Annotated in this window: 11 protein-coding genes; 6 read left to right on the top strand and 5 right to left on the bottom strand. The window is 62.4% G+C overall.

What is annotated here, in order from left to right; all coding sequences use genetic code 11:
* The first annotated feature begins 9 nt into the window (after positions 1 to 9).
* Complete coding sequence (cydX, locus tag J5274_RS20795; RefSeq protein ID WP_143123119.1) at positions 10 to 150, top strand: cytochrome bd-I oxidase subunit CydX; 141 nt, start codon at positions 10 to 12, stop codon at positions 148 to 150.
* The gene (gene hemN / locus J5274_RS20790; RefSeq protein WP_219275627.1) at positions 147 to 1,490 is read left to right on the top strand and encodes an oxygen-independent coproporphyrinogen III oxidase; all 1,344 of its coding nucleotides are present in this window, start codon (positions 147 to 149) and stop codon (positions 1,488 to 1,490) included. Before cydX ends, hemN begins: the two co-directional genes overlap by 4 nt.
* Before the next feature lie 28 nt (positions 1,491 to 1,518).
* On the opposite strand, the gene J5274_RS20785 is transcribed toward hemN, so the two are convergent.
* The 3 genes from J5274_RS20785 to J5274_RS20775 all read right to left on the bottom strand — a co-directional run bounded on the left by J5274_RS20785 (position 1,519) and on the right by J5274_RS20775 (position 4,841).
* Positions 1,519 to 2,073: a hypothetical protein gene (locus J5274_RS20785; RefSeq protein WP_142830952.1), complete on the bottom strand. Its 555-nt coding sequence runs from the start codon at positions 2,071 to 2,073 to the stop codon at positions 1,519 to 1,521.
* A 94-nt stretch (positions 2,074 to 2,167) separates the two neighbouring features.
* Positions 2,168 to 4,084 (bottom strand): PAS domain-containing sensor histidine kinase, encoded by a 1,917-nt coding sequence (locus J5274_RS20780; protein ID WP_219275626.1) that lies wholly within the window; start codon positions 4,082 to 4,084, stop codon positions 2,168 to 2,170.
* Between the two features lie 16 nt (positions 4,085 to 4,100).
* Entirely contained in the window at positions 4,101 to 4,841 is a 741-nt protein-coding gene (locus tag J5274_RS20775; RefSeq protein WP_224128394.1) for a helix-turn-helix domain-containing protein, read from the bottom strand.
* A gap of 133 nt (positions 4,842 to 4,974) precedes the next feature.
* On the opposite strand from J5274_RS20775, the gene J5274_RS20770 reads away from it, so the two are divergent.
* Entirely contained in the window at positions 4,975 to 5,706 is a 732-nt protein-coding gene (locus J5274_RS20770) for a response regulator (RefSeq protein ID WP_142830950.1), read from the top strand.
* Between the two features lie 37 nt (positions 5,707 to 5,743).
* Here J5274_RS20770 and J5274_RS20765 read toward each other — a convergent pair whose 3' ends face one another.
* Positions 5,744 to 8,116: a phosphoketolase gene (locus tag J5274_RS20765; protein ID WP_257625736.1), complete on the bottom strand. Its 2,373-nt coding sequence runs from the start codon at positions 8,114 to 8,116 to the stop codon at positions 5,744 to 5,746.
* 128 nt (positions 8,117 to 8,244) lie between these two features.
* Positions 8,245 to 9,426 (bottom strand): acetate/propionate family kinase, encoded by a 1,182-nt coding sequence (locus J5274_RS20760; protein ID WP_219275625.1) that lies wholly within the window; start codon positions 9,424 to 9,426, stop codon positions 8,245 to 8,247.
* Between the two features lie 282 nt (positions 9,427 to 9,708).
* Between J5274_RS20760 and fdhA the strand changes: the two genes are divergently transcribed.
* The 3 genes from fdhA (at position 9,709) to hflC (ending at position 14,183) form a co-directional block, all read left to right on the top strand.
* A complete protein-coding gene (gene fdhA, locus J5274_RS20755; RefSeq protein WP_142830947.1) occupies positions 9,709 to 10,893 on the top strand; it encodes a formaldehyde dehydrogenase, glutathione-independent in 1,185 nt (394 codons plus the stop codon).
* A 249-nt stretch (positions 10,894 to 11,142) separates the two neighbouring features.
* Entirely contained in the window at positions 11,143 to 13,161 is a 2,019-nt protein-coding gene (gene hflK, locus J5274_RS20750) for a protease modulator HflK (RefSeq protein WP_219275624.1), read from the top strand.
* Positions 13,158 to 14,183, top strand: a complete 1,026-nt coding sequence (gene hflC, locus J5274_RS20745) for a protease modulator HflC (RefSeq protein WP_219275623.1) — start codon at positions 13,158 to 13,160, stop codon at positions 14,181 to 14,183. The genes hflK and hflC overlap by 4 nt, the downstream gene beginning before the upstream one ends.

Here is a 14,183-nt window from a genome sequence, read left to right as displayed (position 1 = left end):
GACAACGATATGTGGTATTTCACCTGGATCCTCGGCGTCGGGCTGGCCTGTTCCTTCGCGATCCTCAATGCAATGTGGTTCGAGATGCGCGAGGATCGTCAGCTCGCGCTCGTCCCCGTCAAGCCTGACCGGGACCGCGACGTAAAATGAGCAGCGGCGACGATATCGTACGGCGCTATGCAGCCCTTGCCGTGCCGCGCTACACATCCTATCCGACGGCTGCGGAATTTTCAGCGGCCGTCACTCCGGATCACCACGCCCGCTGGCTCGGGCGCGTGGGTGCCGGTCAACGAGTATCCGTCTACCTGCACGTCCCCTATTGCCGCGAGCTTTGTTTCTATTGCGGCTGCCATACCAAGCTTACCCGCCGCGAGGATGTCATCGACGCCTACAGGCAGGCGCTGGAGACGGAAATCGAGACGGTCGCCGGTCATCTCGGCGGCAGACCCAGTGTTGTCCGGTTGCACTGGGGCGGCGGCACACCGAGCATTCTCGGCGCGTCCGGCATGAAATCCGTGCTGGACGTCCTGCACAGCCACTTCACATTCGAAAAGGCCGGCGAACACGCGATCGAACTCGACCCACGCTATGTCGACCAAGCGCTGGCTGCCGACCTTCGTGCGATGGGCATCAACAGGGCCAGCCTCGGTGTCCAGGACACCGCCCCGCAGGTGCAGGCCGCGATCGGGCGCATCCAGCCGATCGAAACCGTGCAGTCCGCCGTCGCCCATCTGCGGACCGCTGGAATCGACCGACTGAATTTCGACCTTATCTACGGCCTCCCAAAGCAGACGGTATCCTCTTTGACGCAGACCTGTCAGGCAGTCGCCGAACTGCGTCCGGATCGCATCGCATGCTATGGTTACGCCCATATGCCGGACCGCCGGGCCAACCAGCGCCAGATAGACGGCAGCGCCCTCCCCACTTCGGCCGAGCGCATCGAGCAAGCGGCAACCGTCTTCTCGGAACTCCTGCGGCATGGCTATGAGGCAGTCGGGCTCGACCATTTCGCCAGGCCGGATGACAGCCTTGCCATCGCGTCCCACGGGCAGCGGCTGCACCGCAACTTCCAGGGCTGTACCGATGACGACTGCCCGATGCTTCTCGGCTTCGGCGCCTCGGCGATATCGAGGCTTCCGGATGGATACGTCCAGAACATGGCGGACAATCCGCGCTATTGTCGAACGGTGGGAGAGAAAAAGCTGGCCAGCATCCGTGGCTGCCTGATGGACACCGATGACCAGGTACGGGCGAAAATCATCGAATCCCTGATGTGCAATTTTCGCGTCGACCTTGGCAAGGTCGCTGGCGGAAAGGATTTCGCGGACGAATTCACCGCACTTCAGCCAATGATCGACGACGGACTGGTCGTTGTGCAGGAGGGTGTTGTGGCAATGACCGCAGCAGGACGCGCTGTCGTTCGTGTCGCGGCAGCGATCTTCGACCGCCACCGATGGGACACGACCGGCCGCTTCAGTCTTGCAGTCTGAGGTCCGGGCACAGCATGCGGGTCTCTCGTCAGAATGGCTGGGCTGACGCTGTCTCTGCGGTCTGAGGGGTTTGGCCGCTCAGGCGGCCCATGCACTGGACGAACTCCGGATAAAGCGTCTGCACGCGCGACATTGGCACGGTCCAGTCCGGCTCATTTCCGGAAAACGTCAGCTGCACGTCGGGCCTGCCCTGAAACGCATCGGTGACCAGCCGCCTGATGGGACCGTCGCTGGTCTTGCCATCCTTGGTCCAGACCTGCAGCGTCCTGGCATCGAAGAAGGCGGCAGGCGCGACGATGCGTCGGGTGCCATCGACAATGGTGACGGTGGTCTTAGTTCCTGCGGGGATGGACCAGCCATCCCTGGAGACGAGCCAGCGCGTCGTATCGCGGCTAGCGCGGAATTCCACGGTCTTGCCGAGGTGACTGTCCCAGAGAAGCCGACAGTAAGGCGCATCCGTTCCGACGTCGAAGCCGACGGACCACTGGTTGAGCTGTGCCGTCCACTGGGTCTCAGCGGCAGCGAGGCCCGGAAACACAAGCGACGCGATCATCACGGCATAACGGTAAAGGCGCATCGACATGTCCGGCTCCAGCGTGGTTTCGGGCAGGCTAGCGCAAAGGGGTCAACGTTTTGTCAATTCGCACCGACAACGTCCGTCCAGCACCCCGCCGGTATCAGTCGAGCAATTCCCGCAGTCGCACCGCAAGTTCGCGTGCCGTGTAGGGCTTCTTCAGCCAGCTGGCGTCGTTCGACATTTCGCCCTCGGCGATTTGCGGCGACGCATAGCCGGAGGTGAACAGGATCCTGACGTCGGGCCGCAGCAGGCGCGCGCGCTCCGCCAGCTTGTCGCCCGTCATGCCACCCGGCATGGCGATATCGGTCAGGATCAGTGCGATCTCGGGCGTCTTTTCGAACAGGGTGAGCGCATCCGGGCCGTTTGCAGCCTCCAGAACCCGGTAACCGGCCTCCTCCAGCCGCGCCACGACGATGCGGCGCACGCGCGGATCGTCTTCGGCGACCAGGATAAGTTCGCTGCCGCGCGGGCCATCGCCGACCTCGGCCGCGACGGCCATCTCGGGAGGCTGAGCATAGCGCAAGACGGGAAGGAATATCCGAACATTGGTGCCGGACCCCTCGATACTTTCAAGCTCGACATGCCCGCCCGACTGCTTGGCGAAACCATAGACCATGCTGAGGCCGAGACCCGTCCCCGCACCCATGGCCTTGGTCGTGAAAAACGGCTCGAATGCATGCTTGCGGATATCTTCTGGCATTCCCTCGCCGGTGTCAGCCACCGAGATCAGCACGTAATCGCCTGTGCGAACATGGGGATAGCGTGTGACGTAGTCTACATCCAGCCGGACGCGACTGATCTCGATCGTCAGCCGCCCGCCTTCGCTCATTGCATCCCGGGCGTTCAATGTCAGGTTCAAAAGCGCATTCTGCAGCTGCGATGTATCGACCCGCGCCAGATTGGAAGACCCGGAGACGACGGTGCGCAGTTCGACGGTTTCGCCGAGCGTCCTTCGCAAGAGGTCGGAAAAGCTGCCGACCAGCTTGCCGATGTCGGCGGGCTTTGGATGCAACGGCTGCCTTCGACCGAAGGCAAGCAGTTGCGCCGTGAGCTTCGCGCCGTCCTCGGCTGCATACTGCGCCTCGCGCAACAGCGACAGCTGCCCCTCGTCGTGCAGCTTGGCTTCCAGCATTTCGAGATTGCCGCTGATCACAGTCAGCAGATTGTTGAAATCGTGGGCAAGGCCGCCTGTCAGCTGCCCGACGGCTTCCATCTTCTGCGCCTGGCGCAATTCTTCCTCAATCCGGTGCCGGCTGGTCAGGTCGCGGATGAACCCGGTAAAAATCCGCTCGCCGTTCGAAATGGCCTCGCCAACGGAGAGCTCCATCGGAAACATCGTTCCGTCCTTGCGCTGGCCGGTGACGACGCGCCCGTAGCCGATGATGCGCCGCTCGCCGGTGGTCATATAGTGAGACAGATATCCGTCATGGGCGTTGCGATCGGGCTGCGGCATGAGGTCGCGAACGTTCCGCCCGCAGATCTCTGCTGCTCCATAGCCGAAAAGGCGCTCGGCAGCGGCGCTGAAAGATGTGATCTTCCCGACGTCGTCGATGACCACCATGGCCTCCGGCACCGTCTCCAGAATGGAGCTGAGATGGACCTCCCGGCTTGCAAGCTCGCCCTGCGCATGGCGCAGGGCCGTAACGTCGTTGTTAGTCTGGAAAATGACGCGCGTGCCGTCGCCCTCCCGCACGGCGATCACGCAGCGACTTGCGACATGAAGCACCTGTCCGTCCTTGCGCCTCTGCCTGACTTCGCCGGTCCACACGCCGTTGGCGAGCAGGTCACGTTGCACCTCGTCGGCCGGGACTGCGAATTCCGTCGCCAGCAGTTCATGGACAAGCCGGCCGAGCGCCTCCTCGCGCTTCCAGCCGTATAGCTCCTCGCATCCGCCGGTCCAGCGGGTAACGACCCCATCCAGTCCGTGGACGATGATGGTTGCGCCGTCGAGGATGCGCTCGATCTCGCCTTTTCCCAGATCGTCGGAACCGCGATGTGCCGTGAAACTGTCTATCATGCCTCTATCCCGACGGTCAGCAATTGGCCAACTGGCGTCTCTTGTCATCCGGTGTGTTGTTATTGTCTGCATCGCAATCTCCCGCAAGCAAGGAAAGCCTGTTCAACCTCACTTCAATGCTGTGCCTGCCAACCGGACTGATGACGCCTGCTATCGTCAGTCTGGTGATGTTGCGCGAAACGGTCTCGATCGTCAGGCCCAGGAAGTCGGCTATGTCCTGGCGGCTCATGGGCAGGTCGACTGTCATTCTGGACTCTGCAGCGCGCTCGTGCCGGCGGGCCAGCATCAGGAAAAAGCTGCAAAGGCGCTCCTCGGCGGATTTCCGACCGAGCAGAACCATGTGATCCTGCGCTGCCGCCATTTCTTCGCACAACTTCGCAAACAGCTTCGGCTGCAGTCCGGCGTCCTCGTTGATTGCCTGCTGGAAATGGAGCCGCGAGCAGCGGCGTACCCTCGCCGATGTCACGGCCTCTGCCGTATACAGATAGAGATTGCGAAACGAGAGGCCGATGATGTCGCCGGGGAAGAGAAATCCGGTGATGATGCGACGGCCATCGGCAATGATCTTGCAGACCCGAAACAGACCCTCGGTCACCTCGAAAATGTGGCTTGCCTTGTCACCCTCCCAGAACAGGGCATCGCCGGCATCGAGCATTTCCTGGGGCCGCCACTGGAAGGCGCAGGAGAGTGTCGAGGGGCCGCCCGGCGTCATTCGGACTACGTTGGTCGAAAGATGATGAGCACTTTCCGAAAACATGGGTCAAACCTCTGTTCATTTCACCAGAGCAATTGACCCGTCGCCCGTTACGTAGGAACGATGCCGCTGTGATAAACAGTGCCAAATTGTAACGGACTGTAACAGCCGCCCCGCGTTTACGATCGGCGACGCCATGCCTGATGATTTGATTTCGAAAATTCATATCCTTGTCGTCGATGACGACCCGCGAATTTGCCAGATGCTGCAGCGGTATTTCGAGGAAGAAGGCTACGGGGTCACCGTTGCCCATGACGGCAAATCGATGAAGCGGGCCATGACGACGATGGCATTCGACGCCATACTTCTCGACCTCGTGCTGCCCGGCGACGATGGACTGACGCTGGCGCGGGATATCCGGGCCGGCTCCGACATTCCGATCATCATGCTGACCGGCCGGGACGATGTCATCGACCGGATCGTCGGACTGGAGATCGGTGCCGACGATTACATCGCAAAACCCTTTCACCTGCGGGAAGTCCTTGCCCGCGTCCGGACGATCCTGCGCCGCCGTCGTCCAATGCCGGCAGCCCCGGTAGAGGTGAGGGAGCTGATCCGTTTCGACGGCTTTACACTGGACATCGACCGGCGCGTCCTGTCCTCGAGCGACCATGCTAACATCGAGTTGACGACGGGTGAGTTCGACATGCTCGCGGTTCTGGCGAGAAGCCCCCGACGGGTCCTGACGCGACAGGCCCTCATGGACATGACCCGGGGCCGCAATCTCGAAGCCTTCGACCGGACGATCGACGCCCAAATCGCCCGTCTGCGCAAGAAGATCGAGCGCGATCCGAAAAAGCCGGAAATTATCAAGTCGGTGCGGGGCATCGGCTACGTGTTCAGCGGCCGCGACGACAGCAGCGAATGAGGGCGACGGTCATTCGCTGCCATTATCTTGATGACTGCTAGTCCGACCAGACCCAATCCTTGATCTCGGGCAGGTCGTCGAAGTGCGCGCGGATATAGCGATCGTGCTCTTTTAGCATCTCGGTGCAGAGGGTCGCAATTTCTCCATGCTCGATCAGCGCGCCCGGCACATAGCGCAGGACATCCAGGCAGAGATGCAGCCTGCTGATCCTGTTCAGAACCACCATGTCGAATGGCGTCGTCGTCGTTCCCTCCTCGAGATAACCGCGAACGTGGAAGCGATCATGGGCGTCACGTCCATGCAGCAGATCGTGGATGACGCCGGGGTAGCCGTGGAAGGTGAAAATGACCGGCGCCGTCTGCGTGAAGATGTCGGTGAAATCGGCATCCGTCATGCCATGGGGATGGCGGTCAGCCGGTGACAGCCGCATCAGGTCGACCACGTTGACAACACGCACCTTGAGGGCGGGCGCGTGCTTCCGGAGCATCCAGGCAGCGGCTATCGTCTCCTGCGTCGGGATGTCGCCGGCGCAGGCCAGCACGACATCCGGTTCGTCCGGCTGGTTGCTGTACATGTCCCAGACGCTGGCGCCCTTGGCACAATGGACCTTGGCTTCGTCTATCGTCAGCCATTGCAACTGCGGCTGCTTGTCGATGACGATCAGGTTCAGGTAGTTGACGCTTCTGAGGCAATGATCGGCAACCGACAGCAGGCAATTGGCATCGGCCGGCAGATAGACGCGCGCTACGGTCGGCTTGCGGTGGATGACGGTATCGATGAAGCCGGGCCCCTGATGGCTGAAACCGTTATGATCGTTGCGCCAGCAGGTGGAGGTCAGCAAGTAATTGAGCGACGGAACGTCGGCGCGCCATGGCACCCGCTTTGCGTGTTCGAGCCACTTGCCGTGCTGCATCGACATGGAATCGACGATCATGGCGAAGGCCTCGTAAGTCGCAAACAGGCCGTGACGGCCGGTCAGCGTGTAGCCCTCCAGCCAGCCGTGGCAGCAGTGCTCGCTGAGTACTTCCATCACCCGCCCATCATGCGACACGTGATCGTCACCGGGCAGGATCTCGCTGACCAGGCATCGGTCGGAAACGTCGAAGATGGCGCCGAGCCGGTTCGAATTGGTCTCATCGGGGCAGAACAGCCGGAAATTATGCGGGTTGTCCTCGTAGATATCGCGCAGATAGTTGCCGAGAACGCTGGTAGAGCCGATGCGTTGGCGGGCACGCTCCTCGAACTTGAACTGATAGTTCTCGAAATCCCGTAGTTTCAAAGGCACCGTCAGCAGGCCGCCATTGGCGTTGGGGTTGGAGCCCATGCGGCGATTGCCGGCAGGTGCAAGATCGGCAAATTCCGCGCGGAAGCATCCCGCGTCATCGAAAAGCTCCTCCGGCTTGTAGCTGCGAAGCCAATCATCGAGGATTTGAAGATGCTCCGGCTTGGTCAGGACGTCCGAAACGGGCACCTGATGGGCGCGGAACGTGCCTTCGATCTGCAGGCCGTCGACAACCTTCGGTCCCGTCCAGCCTTTTGGCGTCCGCAAGACGATCACCGGCCATTGCGGTCGCCCATGCGAGGCACCGCTGCGTGCCTTCGACTGGATCTCGCGGATCTCCAGCACTGCAGTTTCGAGCACCGACGCAAATGCCTGGTGGACTTTTTCGGGCACATCGCCCTCGACGAAATAGGGCTCGTAACCCTGGCCCTCGAAGAATTTGGTCAGGTCCTCGTCGCTGTGCCTGGCCCAGACCGTCGGGCCGGAAATCTTGTAGCCGTTGAGATGCAGGATCGGCAGCACCGCGCCGTCACGGGTGGGATTGATGAAATCGATGCTCTTCCAGCTGCCCGCAAGCGGCCCGGTCTCGGCTTCGCCATCGCCGACGACGGCGGCGACCAGCAGGTCCGGATTGTCCATGACGGCGCCAAAAGCGTGCACCAGCACATAGCCGAGTTCACCGCCCTCGTGGATCGAGCCGGGCGTCGGGACGCTGACATGGCTCGGAACGCCCCCGGGCGTCGAGAACTGCCGGAAGAGCCGCAGCATGCCTGCTTCGTCGCGGGTAATGTCAGGATAGAACTCCGTATAGCTGCCTTCCAGCCAGACGTTGGCGATCAAGGCAGGGCCCCCATGGCCTGGGCCTGCCATATAGATCGTGTCCAGATCGTATTTCTTGATCAGCCGATTGAGGTGGACATAGATCAGGTTGAGGCCGGGCGACGTTCCCCAGTGGCCGAGCAGCCGCGGCTTGATATGGTCTACGGTCAGCTCTTCGCGCAGCAGGGGATTTGCGGACAGGTAGATCTGACCGATGTTGAGGTAGTTCGCCGCCCGCCACCAGGCATCCATGCAGTGAAGTTCTTCGGCACTGAGCGGCATTGCTACCGACTTTGTGTTCCCGTCCATCGTGATCCCTCATGTCGATTGTACACATGGCCTGATAATGACGACCGAAGCGGTGCAACCGCCGGGCCCACACGGCTAGGCTTCGTCCGCGATACTAACGCAACCGGACGTCAATAATCTGACATGGATCAAATTCGGCCGATAATCGACAAGGCTTCGTCGGCGATTACCTGCTCCTCGTTGGTGGCGACGACATGGATTGCGATCCGGCTTTCGGCTTTGCTGATGACGAACGCGTTCTCTGCATTGGCCGACTCATCGATCAGCGCTCCGAGCCAGGCAAGACGCGTGACGATTTTTTCCCGGATGGCCGCTTGATGCTCGCCGATGCCGGCCGTGAACACCAGCGTATCGACACCGCCGAGCGTCGAGGCCATCCTGCCGATCTCGCCGGCGATCCTCAGCGCAAAGAGATCGATGGCCTCGGCTGCCTGCGGTCGGTCGTCCGCCAGCAGCGCCCGCGTATCGGCACTGGTGCCAGACACACCGAGCAGGCCGGATCGATGATAAAGCAGATCCTCAACCTCGGCATAGGCCATCTTCTTCTGGCCGATCAGATGCAGCACGACTCCAGCGTCCAGCCATCCGGGCCGGGTTGCCATGGGTATGCCGTCGAGGGTGGAAAAGCCCATGCTGCAATCTCGGCTGACCCCATCTTCCAGCGCGCAGAGGCTCGCGCCACTGCCGAGATGGGCGATCACGGTTTTGCCGACCGACTTTTCGGCCCGACGGGAAAGTTCCGCGGCCACGAATTTGTAGGAGAGACCGTGGAACCCGTAACGCTTGATGCCCTCGTCATGCAGCGCGCGCGGAATGGCGAGGCGTCGCACAAGCTCGTCCTGCGTCCCGTGGAAGGCCGTGTCGAACGAGGCCGATTGCGCCAGGTCTGGGCGCAGATGCCGGACAGCGCGGATGAAGCGCAGTGCCTCCGGCTGGTGCAGCGGTGCCAGCGGGGTCAATGCCTCGATGGCATCGATGACGCTGTCGTCGAGCTTGACGGCTTCGAGGAACCTGTCTCCGCCATGCACGACGCGGTGGCCGGCGGCAACCATGGCATCCATCTCGAAATGGCCGGCCAGGATTTTAAAGGCTTCGTCGATGACTTCATGCAGATCGGCCGTCACCGTGCTTTCCATCTCGGCCGCGAAGGGCTCGGGACCCTGGCTGACCTCGAACACCAGCGGTTTTGCCCTGAGGTCGATGACGGCCTTGCCGATCATCCTGGCGGTTGCGTCTTCGATCTCGAAAATGCCGATCTTGACGGACGACGAGCCCGCGTTGAACGTGAGGAGAATACCGGGTGACGCCATGTTCGACATGCTCCATTGTCGACCCAAGGCCGATGCTGTCGTCACGGTAGCAGATGACGGGCCTGCGCGGTGAGAGATCGCGCATATCGGTGTATCGGAAAATTGCGCGCCTTGCCCTGTGCGAGACAGCCGACGTCGCAGGCCGGTGGCCCGCGGAGCGCTGTTCAATGGAATAATGTCCACGCGACCTCGAACATTGGCAACCCAACGGACGAAAATCGCGCTACGATCACTTGCCTGCGTCGAGAGGAGTCGATCAGGCAAACAATGGAGGAGATCATCATGAGCAAGAACAGAGGCGTGGTCTATCTGAACCCCGGCAAGGTAGAGGTCCGGGATATCGACGACCCCAAACTCGAGGCCCCGAACGGTCGGCGGATCGAGCACGGCGTCATCCTGAAAGTCATCTCGACCAATATCTGCGGCTCCGACCAGCATATGGTACGCGGTCGCACGACCGCCCTGCCTGGCCTGGTCCTCGGCCATGAAATCACCGGCGAGATCATCGAGAAGGGCATCGATGTCGAAATGCTCGAGATCGGCGACATCGTCTCTGTGCCGTTCAACGTCGCCTGCGGCCGCTGCCGCTGCTGCAAGGCGCAGGACACCGGCGTCTGCCTGACCGTCAATCCGGCGCGTGCCGGCGGCGCCTACGGCTATGTCGACATGGGCGGCTGGATCGGCGGGCAGGCCCGTTACGTGACGATCCCCTATGCCGACTTCAACCTTCTGAAGTTTCCGGACCGTGACAAGGCCATGGCCAAGATCCGTGATCTCACAATGTTGTCCGATATCCTGCCAACCGGATTTCACGGTGCCGTCAAGGCGGGCGTCGGGGTCGGCTCGACCGTCTATGTTGCCGGTGCCGGACCGGTTGGCCTCGCAGCCGCAGCCTCTGCGCGTATTCTCGGCGCCGCCGTCGTGATGATCGGCGATTTCAACAAGGAGAGGCTGGCGCACGCCGCCAAAGTCGGCTTCGAGCCGATCGATCTGTCCGCCAGCGACAGGCTGGGCGACATGATCGCCGAGGTGACCGGCAGCAACGAGGTCGACAGCGCGATCGACGCCGTCGGTTTCGAAGCGCGCGGGCACGCCGGTGGCGAACAGCCGGCCATCGTCCTCAACCAGATGATGGAAATCACCCGCGCTGCAGGCTCCATCGGCATTCCCGGGCTTTACGTGACGGAAGACCCCGGCGCCGTCGATAGCGCCGCAAAGCTCGGCAACCTGTCGATGCGGTTCGGATTGGGCTGGGCGAAGGCGCAGTCCTTCCACACAGGCCAGACACCCGTCATCAAGTACAACAGGCAGCTGATGCAGGCGATCCTGCACGACCGACTGCCCATCGCCGATATCGTCAACGCAAAGATCATTTCGCTGGAAGAAGCAGCGCAGGGCTACGAAAGCTTCGATCAGGGGGCGGCACAGAAATTCGTGCTCGATCCCCACGGAATGCTTGCCGCCTGACCGGCATGTGAGGGACATGCGGGCAACACTCGCGCGCATGTCCCGTTTGCCGGGCGAACTGTCTATCCCTTGCACCCGCCATGGGGGAATGTGGCTTCGCATCGACCTTACTGCCGCGAAATTGAAGCGCTACACGCGACAGGCTCTAGCATCGGGGTCGGAAGGCGCCTAGTAATCTGGCTGCCGATCGGGTCATCCTGCCGGTCCAATGTCTTCAGATACACGCGGCGTCGTGCTCGAACAGTGCAGATGAACAAATCCTTCGGCAGCCCGGACAGCGATCCGGACACATCCCCGCGATATCAGCGCGCTGCAATCCAGGCCCGTGCCCTCTCGACGCATGTCGGGCGGGTATGGCTCGCTGCGGCCGTCTTCCTCATTGCCAGTTGGGCAACCGGCGCATTTGCCCCCGCATCGATCTGGCCGACCTTCTTTGGCTGTAACGCCGCAGCCCTGATGCTGTTTGCGACCGGGCTGCGATCCGCCATCGAGGTGGCCGATTGGCGTCGGCGAAAGGCCGGGCTTTCGAGCCTGGCAGCACCGGCGTGGTCGCAGCATCTGCGCGGCCTACTACTACGACCATGGAACACGACAGAGCCCGGCGACGGCCCGTCGCAGGATCGTATCGAGCGTCTCAGCGGCAAGATCGCCATGCTCGCCGCCTCCTCCATACACCGCCTCGGTGCACGCGCAGCATCGCTTGCAGCCCTTGCTATTCTTTCGATGCTCGTTGCCTTCAACACTCTCTCCTGGGTCGCCCAGCCGTTTTTCCTCGGCCCCATGGCCTGTACGATCAGCGGCCTCTGCCTGGTTGTCGCCTTCGGACTGCTGGTGGTCGAGCGCGGCTTTGCCGCCGCCGATGCCGACGAATGGCCCGAAGCCCAATCGCTGATGCTCCTCGCCCGGCTGCCGATCGTCACACTGGCGCTTTCGGCATTTTCCCTGCTGCTGGCGGGCTCCGGCTATCTCTGGGCCGTCAAGGTGCCGGCCCTGCTTGCCTGCCTGTCGATACTGGTGGGACTTGAGTTTGCCGTGCGCGCCGTCGTTGCGATGTTTGGCCCGCAGAGCGATGAACGGCCGCCACAATTGCTTGCCGAAAGCCTGTTTGCCGGCATCTTGCGCTGGCCGCCCCGCCCGCTGACGGCATTGCAGACGGAATTGCGCACCCGGCATGGCATCGATCTGCGGCAGATCTGGGCATTGACCTTCATCGGCAGGACTTTCCCGGCCGTCGCGTTGGCGATCGCCGTTGTCGGCTGGCTTCTCAGCGGCGTGACCGCCGTGCCGATGAGCGGACGTGGCATCTACGAGCGCTTCGGGAGACCCATCGCGGTCATCCATCCCGGACTGCATGTCGGGTTGCCCTGGCCCTTCGGACGGATCGTCCCTATCGAAAACGGCATTGTCCACGAACTCGCAACCTCCGTGGTCAGCGACGGCGGCGATCCTTCGGCGCCCGATGCCGAGGGACCGGCACCGGCAAGTGCCAACAGGCTGTGGGATGGAACCCATATCAGCGAGAAGTCGCAGATCATCGCCAGCCGGTCCGAGGGCAAGCAGAGCTTCCAGATCGTCAACATGGATGTGCGCTTCGTCTACCGCATCGGCCTGTCCGACCGGGCAGCCCTCGACGCCGCCTATCACACGGCCGATATCCCGGCGCTGATGGAGGCGACGGCCAGTCGCGTGCTGGTGCATGATTTTGCCGTCCGGACCCTCGACGATGTGCTGGGCTCAGGTCGGCTGGAGATGGCGGACGAAATTGCCGCTGCCATCCGGACGGACCTCGATCATCTTCAGAGCGGCATAGAAGTGCTGGCAGTGGTGGTCGAGGCCATCCACCCGCCGGCAGGGGCCGCAAATGCCTACCACGCCGTCCAGGCTGCAGAGATCACCGCACAGGCGCTGGTCGCCCGCGAGCGCGGCTTTGCCGCCCAATCGGCCAATGAGGCGCAGCGCATCGCCAGCCTCGGGCGCGACAAGGCCACCGCCACGGCGCGTGAAAGCGTTGCTGCGGCAGACGTCGCCAGGCTGCGGTTCGAGGCCGAGCAGACCGCTTACCGTAACGTCGGACAGGTGTTCCTCGACGAGGCCTATTTCACTCAGCTGACATCGGGCCTGGGCCAGGCGAAGGCGCTCATCCTCGACCATCGCATCGGCGGAGAGATAGCGCCGACCATCGATCTCAGAAGCATGACGATGCCGATTGACCCGGACGCAGCCCCCAAGGCCGGCGCCCCCGCAGCAAACGACGAGGTCGAGCCATGACCCATGTGCATCAGCACGACGATCACGATCACAATCATCACCACGACCATCATGAGCACGGCAGCGAGGCGATGCCCTTCCGTTGGTATCGGGTCGTGCTCGCCGTCGGACTGGCGCTGATCGTCGTCGCAGCGGCCTGCGTCGTCCAGGTTCGCTCCGGCGCAGCGACGATCATCACCCGCTTCGGAAATCCGACCCGCGTCCTGATCGAGCCGGGGCTGGCGTTGCGCTATCCCCTGCCCTTCGAAACGACGATCGATGTCGACCTGCGCGCCAAGTCCACCTCGAGCGGGCTGCAGGATGTCGGCACCAGGGACGGGTTGCGCGTGATTGCCGAGGTCTATGCGATCTGGCAGGTGCCGCCGGATGGGGAAGACGTAAAGCGCTTCGTTCGCTCGGTCGAGAACCAGCCCGACCAGGCTGCAGCCCAGATCCGCACGTTTCTCGGTTCGTCGCTCGAAACCGTGGCTGCCAACTACGACCTCTCGGCGCTGATAAACCCGGATCCTTCAAAGCTACAGATTTCGGCTCTGGAATCGCGGCTGAAGGACCAGATTGCCCAATCATTGCTTGATACTTATGGCGTCCGCGTTGTCGAGGTCGGTATCGAGCGCCTGACGCTGCCATCGGTCACGCTGGATGCGACCGTCGACCGGATGCGCGCCGAGCGTGAAACGATAGCAACCGAGCGGGCTGCGGTCGGCAAGCGACAGGCAGCGGAAATCCGCTCTGCAGCGGAACGGGACGCACGGGTGCTGCAGGCCGACGCCTCGGTCAAGGCGGCCGGTATAGAAGCCAGGTCCCGCGTCGAGGCTGCCGAGATCTACGGGGCGGCCTACAAGACCGCGCCCGAACTCTACGAGATGCTCCGATCCCTGGATACGCTGGGAACGATCGTCAACGCCAACACGCGGCTGATCCTGCGCACCGATGCTGCGCCGTTCCGGGCCCTGATAGACGGACCGCCGCTCTCGGCTCCACGAGCCCCAACACCGCCTTCGCCAGACCCCGGGAAGCAGTAA

It is taken from the genome of Rhizobium sp. L51/94 (assembly GCF_019355555.1).
Taxonomy (GTDB): Bacteria; Pseudomonadota; Alphaproteobacteria; order Rhizobiales; family Rhizobiaceae; genus Rhizobium; species Rhizobium rhododendri.
Note: the sequence above shows the minus strand (reverse complement) of the source record. Positions and strands in the feature narration are given on the sequence as shown.